Source organism: Halovivax sp., from assembly GCA_007119345.1.
Taxonomy (GTDB): Archaea; Halobacteriota; Halobacteria; order Halobacteriales; family Natrialbaceae; genus Halovivax.
In genome coordinates, this window is record SKPV01000115.1 from 1 (window position 1) to 5679 (window position 5679).

Below are 5679 nucleotides of genomic sequence, written 5' to 3' on the forward strand. Positions count from 1 at the left end.
GCGAAGACGTACCCCCACGCGCGTCCCCGGTGGAGCCAGACGGCCGCGATCCCGAGGGCCGGGACGACGACCGCGAGGTCGAGCACGTAGGTGTGGATCGCCGCCTCGCCGAGTTCCTCGAGGACGAGCGGCTCCGTCCCGGCGAGGATCGCCGGGACGAGGTCGGCCAGCCACATCGCCGCGAGTCCGACCGCCGTCACGCCCAGAAAGCCCGCGTAGAGCGGTCGTGAGATGCGTCCGTCGAGACGGCGCCGGACCGGTTCCGGGTTCGTGCGCGCGACGCCCCCGACGAGGGTCCAGAGCGAGAGGGCGACCAACGCGACGTAGCCCGGAAAGAACGCGTTGAACGGCGTCGTGCCGGCGACCGACGCCCAGACGTATGTCGTGTAGGCGAGACCGCCGAGCCAGAGGATCCGCCCGCGGAGCGAGCCCCGTCTCGCGTACCGCGTCCCGACCGCGAGGGCGGGAACGGCGACGAACAGGATCGCGGCGTCCTGGGCGCGCAGTCGGAGCAGCAGCTCCCCTTCGACGCCGTAGTGGCCCGACCGGAGCAGGCCGAGGAGGGTGGCGGCGACGGAGAGGACGAGGATCGCCGCCGTTGCGGCGAGGGACGAGCGGTCGAGGCCGGGAACGGTGTCGGGACGGGAGGAGGCGCGGGTCACGGGGATCCCGAAGGGAGTAGGCGGCCGGCGGAGATAATCGAAGGGGTGCGTCTCGGTCCCGAAGACTGCCACCGCGTCCCGCCGAGCGACGGCGCCGTCAGGTCCGCCAGCGTCACCTCCCGGCGACCGTCGGTGTAACCCGGCGGCCGGCGCAGCTCGATTCCGCCGGCCCAATCGTGACCGAGTCCGCGGCGATCGACCCCGACTTCTGGCGGCTGCTGGGGACGATCTCGGCGACGATGATCGGCCCGGTGTTTATCGGGACGACGTACTTCCTCGAGTCGGGCCGGGCGGAGTTCGACGTCTACCGTCGCGAGATGGCGGCGCTGACCGTCTCCGGCGCGCGGCTCGTCATCGCGTACTTCTCGACGACGCTCGTGCTCTCGCTGTTCCGGGAACCGTTCCTGCCCGAGGCGCTCACGGTCGTCGCGGTCGTCGCGCTCGCCGTCGGCGTCGTCGCGGTCACCCGGTCGACTAACGCGGCACTCCGCGCCTTCGAGGCGTCGCCCGGAACGGATCGACGCCGCCGCCGCGTTCGGCGGGGTCGGTATCATCGTCCCCCGCGAGTGGAACGTCGAACTCGACGTCTTGCCCGCCCGCAACGGCGCCTCGGACGACCGTCCGCGTCGTGAGGGGCAGAACGAGGCTGTCGACCTGGTCGCGACCGACTTCGCCGCCTTCGGCGGCGTCTCCCTGACCGACAGATCGACGCGCCACGGGTCGATCGGCGCGCGTGGTCCATCGAAACCCCCAGCAGGTGATAAAAGCGGACTGCTGCATACGGAGGATGAGTTCAGCACCTGCTCGTTGGTAATTCCTCCTATTGCTTGTAGAACTCCTCGTGGACCCGTATCCCTTCGGTCTCGAGGACCGGGCCATCGACGTCCGTGGAGCCGCCTTTGCGTTCGATCAGGTCCTCGCAGGCGATTCCGCTTTTGGCCTTCCCTCGCACGTTCGCCAGCGACTCTCCGGAGACGCTGTAGACGACCCGATTCAGCCCGGCATAATAGATCGCAGTCGCACACATCTCGCACGGTTCGGTGCTGGTATACATGGTGCATCCCGCAAGGTCGTCAGCGTCAAGCTCGTGGGCCGCCCATCGCGCGAGTTTGAGTTCAGGATGGGCAGTGATATCGTTCTCGGTCACCGTGGTGTTCTTCGACCGCTTGACGACCACATCATCGACAGTGAGTAGCGATCCGAACGGGGTGTTCCCGCTGGAAACCGCCTCGCGCGCCAGCGCGATCGCTTCCCGGATATACCCCTCATCCGTGCTCATACGGTCACTTCTTCGGCCAGTACTTAGTATTCGGTGCGGTCTGCAGACTGCTCGATAATAGTGACAACACAGTTGTGCTCGACCCCTGTCGTAGTGCCGTATTTGCGCACTGGATCTCGCAAAGTTGTGACTAATTATCCATATCTGTTAGAAAGAGTGTGCAATATCCATAGCGTGAGCGCACAAACCGACGCTGATCAACCCGAACGAGCCGCTCTGAACCGGCCGATCGGCAGATCTGTGTGTTCACCGCCGGGACCTCGGCCACGTCCCGATCTCGCTCGTCGATCCGACTGTGTACCGATCGGTGACTGCCTGTCCCGATCCTGGCCGGTATCTCTTCGGTCGCCGTCGAACTCGATGGCGCCCCGCTCCGGGACCGCGCTCCCCCGCTCCGGAACACGCGCAGCTTCGTCGGGTATCCGGGCTACTATCGAGGGAGAGACAGCGTCCTCCCGGGTTCGTCGGGCCCGGACGTCGTCGTGAGCCGAACCCTCCCTCGAACCGTTCCATCCCTTCCGCGAACCGTTCCATCCCTTCCGCGAACCGTTACCCGTCCGGGTCGAGCGTCGACAGCGTGAACCCCCACGTCACGTCGACGTCGTCGTCGCCGAACCCCTGTTCGAACGTGTATCCGTCGCCGTCGCGCGGGTCGTCCGTTTCGGGGTGAGCGGCGACGACGAACCGCGCGGTGCTCGTCTCGCCGGGATCGTACGCCGTCGTGCCTCCGCCGCGGGCGATCGATTCGTGTGGGAGGAAGGCGGGCTCCCACCAGCCGGCGTCGGTGCGGTCGACGAACCCCGGCGCGAACGTCTCCGCGGGCAGCAGCACCAGCCGTCGGCCCTCGGGACCGAGACCGACGTACGAGCCGAAGGGCCAGCGCCGCATCGACGCGATCAGCGAGCGCTCGTCCGCGACGTTCTCGAACGTTATCTCGATCAGGCTCGGATGGGCGTCGGTTACCGGTTCGAGGACGTCGACCGCGAACTCGCCCATGAAGTCCTCCGGGAGATCGACCTCGTCCGCGACCGCGAGATCGTGGACGATATCGCCCTCGTCCCTCCCACACGCCGCGAGTTCGACGGCTCCCGTCACCTGGAACTCCCACCCGTCGTGACCGTTCCGGCCCTCCGCCGGCGTCAGGACGTTACCGACGGAGAATTCGTACGTTCCCGGTCGGATGCCGTGGGTCTCGTCCGAGAGCGCGTAGGTCTCGTTCACCGTCACACCAGGCGGGATCTCCGTCGACAGGGCGATGCTGTTCACCATCCCGACCCCGCGGTGGGGGGTCGTGTGAACGTGACCGCTCTTTTCGTAGGCCGGGGTCCACGCGACGAGGCCGTGATCCTGGTCCCCGTCGCGGAGTCTGAAGATCCCGAACGGCTCCGGCGCACCGGTCGAAAACCCCAGCGGCTCGTCGCCCTCGTTCGTCACGGCGAGGGTCACCGACACGCGTTCGTCCGCGTCGATCCGATCGCCCTCGATCGCGAACGAGACGTCTACGGGGGCGTCCTCGTCCACTGCGACGTCCCACTCCGCGTCGACGTCGAAGCCGTCCATGCCGAACGGGAAGTCGCTCTCGGCGTAGCTCGGCGTCGCCGGGGTGGCGTCGCGGTCCGGGATCGGCTCCGCGTCGGCCGTCCAGACACCGGCGCGACCGTCCCCCGACTCGATCGCCAGCAACCGGCCGCCCACGCTCGCGTACAGGGTCCCGTCGGCGACGGCCGGGCTGCCGACCGGCCACTCGAACCGCAGCCACCACTCGATCTCCCCCGTCGCGCGATCGAGGGCGTACACGCGGTAGCGGGTGGCGACGTAAACGGTCTCGTCCGTGACGACGACGCTCCCGGCCCCGAGGCCGTCGTCGTCACGGCGCCACTCGACGTCGCCGGTCGCCGCGTCCACCGCGAGCGCCCGCGAGACCCACGCGTCGTCCTCCTCATCGTCCTCCTGCCGGCCCGCAAGGTAGAGGGTCCCGTCGATCGCCGCGACGTCGGTGCCGCGGAAGCTCCCCTCGATCGTCCACTCGCGTTCGCCGGTCGCGGCGTCGTGGGCGAACAGCGCACCGCGCGTGGCGGTGAAGACCATCCCGTCCGCGACGGTCGGGGGACCGCCGGCGCGGTCGATCGGCATCTCCCACTCGGTGTCACCGGTCGCGGCGTCGAGCGCGACCAGATCGTCGTTGCCGGCGACGAAGACGCGACCGTCGCCCACGGTCGGCGCCGTCAGGGTGTGGACGTCGCGGCGCCAGCGCCGCTCGCCGTCGTCGGCCGCGAGCGCGACGACCGGGCCGCCGCCGCCGGAGGCGGTGTAGACGGACTCCCCGTCGAGGACGAGGCCGCGCGTCGTATCCGTGCGGTCCGTCCACTCCTCCTCGCCCGACTCGGCGTCGATCGCGTACACGCCGCCCGCCGACGCGTACACGGTACCGTCCCCGACCGCGATCGCCCGTTCGATGTCCTCGTCGATCGACGCCCGCCACCGCCGTTCGCCGGTGGTCCGATCGAACGCGAAGACGGCCTCGTTGCGGAGGCCGCTGCCGACGTACACCGTTCCGTCGGCGACGACCGGGGCGGCGGTGAGCCCCCACGTGTCGCTCCACCAGCGGACCCGGCCGCCACCGTCCGGGCCGGTCGCGGTCGTGGCGCCGGTGTGCGCGGCGTCGGCCTGGAACTGCGGCCAGTCGTCGGCCAGTTCGTCGCGGTCGCTCGAGCCGCCAGGGTCGCCGGTGCCGCCGTAACAGCCGGCGAACAGGGCGGCAGTCCCGGCGGTCGCCCCGGCGAGGAGGGATCTCCGTCGCATACGTCGAGTCGACATGTTTGACTCGTAAGTGGTTTTTGGAGGCTGAAACGACGGTTGTACCTTGGACCGGTTCCGAAATCACCATCCCCAGCACGCCTTATATTTCCAATAATCGGTGGCGCGGAACCGGTTCTGCCACCCGCATTCGAATATGACGGCCGTGATATCACGACGGATCCGACGTCCACCGGATCGGACACCTGCGAGCGAGACGTCCACAGCATCGGGCGGCCGCGACGCTTTCTCCGTCGGGAGCCTACAGCGGACACGATGGGGCCTAACGGACCACGGAGACGACTCCCCGCCCTCGCACGCGCCGCCGAACCGTGGGGGTTTCCGGTCGGCTATCTCGGCTGGGCGTTCCTGTTCTGGGCGCCGATCGTCGTCTCGGGGGAGTCGGTCTGGTCGTTCCCCAACGTCGTCCTGTTCGTCGTCGGCGGGTCGAGTCCGTTGCTGGCCGGTCTGCTCCTGGCGTGGCTCACCCGCGGGCGTGCCGGGGTGGCGGACCTCGGCCGGCGACTGATCGACGTCGGACGGATCGGTCCGCGCTGGTGGCTGGTCATCCTCTGCTTCTGGCCGGCGTTCAACCTGGCGATGGCGGGTGCGGGCCTGACGCTCGGCGTCACCTCGGAGCCGCTCGCGTACGTCTCGCCCGACCGCCTGTTCGATCCGGTAGCGGTGGGGTCGATGGTGGCGTTCGCGTTCCTCTTTCCGCTGGTCGAGGAGGTCGGACTCCGCGGCTACTGGCTCGACCGGCTCCAGGACCGCTGGAGCGCGCTCGCGTCGGGGCTGCTCAACGGAACGACCTGGGCCGTCTGGCACGCCCCGCTCGTCTTCCTGCCCGGCTACTACGCCGGCACGACGTTCGAGCCCGAACTGTCGTGGTGGCTGCCGTCCATCGTGCTCAGCGCGCTGCTGTACGTCTGGATCTACAAC

5 protein-coding genes are annotated in these 5679 nt (G+C 68.9%); 2 read left to right on the plus strand and 3 right to left on the minus strand.

The annotated features are described in order from the left end of the window. On the minus strand, positions 1–734 hold a 734-nt coding region (locus QZT59_RS07640; RefSeq protein WP_290813713.1), incomplete at its 3' end, for a hypothetical protein. A gap of 104 nt (positions 735–838) precedes the next feature. Here QZT59_RS07640 and QZT59_RS07645 point away from each other — a divergent pair. Next, on the plus strand, positions 839–1294 hold the full coding sequence (locus tag QZT59_RS07645) for a hypothetical protein (RefSeq protein ID WP_290813717.1): 456 nt from the start codon (positions 839–841) through the stop codon (positions 1292–1294). Between the two features lie 188 nt (positions 1295–1482). On the opposite strand, the gene QZT59_RS07650 is transcribed toward QZT59_RS07645, so the two are convergent. Continuing rightward, a complete protein-coding gene (locus QZT59_RS07650; protein WP_290813720.1) occupies positions 1483–1941 on the minus strand; it encodes a nucleoside deaminase in 459 nt (152 codons plus the stop codon). Between the two features lie 549 nt (positions 1942–2490). Next, complete coding sequence (locus QZT59_RS07655) at positions 2491–4743, minus strand: PQQ-binding-like beta-propeller repeat protein (protein ID WP_290813723.1); 2253 nt, start codon at positions 4741–4743, stop codon at positions 2491–2493. A 270-nt stretch (positions 4744–5013) separates the two neighbouring features. On the opposite strand from QZT59_RS07655, the gene QZT59_RS07660 reads away from it, so the two are divergent. Beyond that, the coding region (locus tag QZT59_RS07660; RefSeq protein ID WP_290813726.1) for a type II CAAX prenyl endopeptidase Rce1 family protein at positions 5014–5679 on the plus strand (666 nt) is incomplete at its 3' end.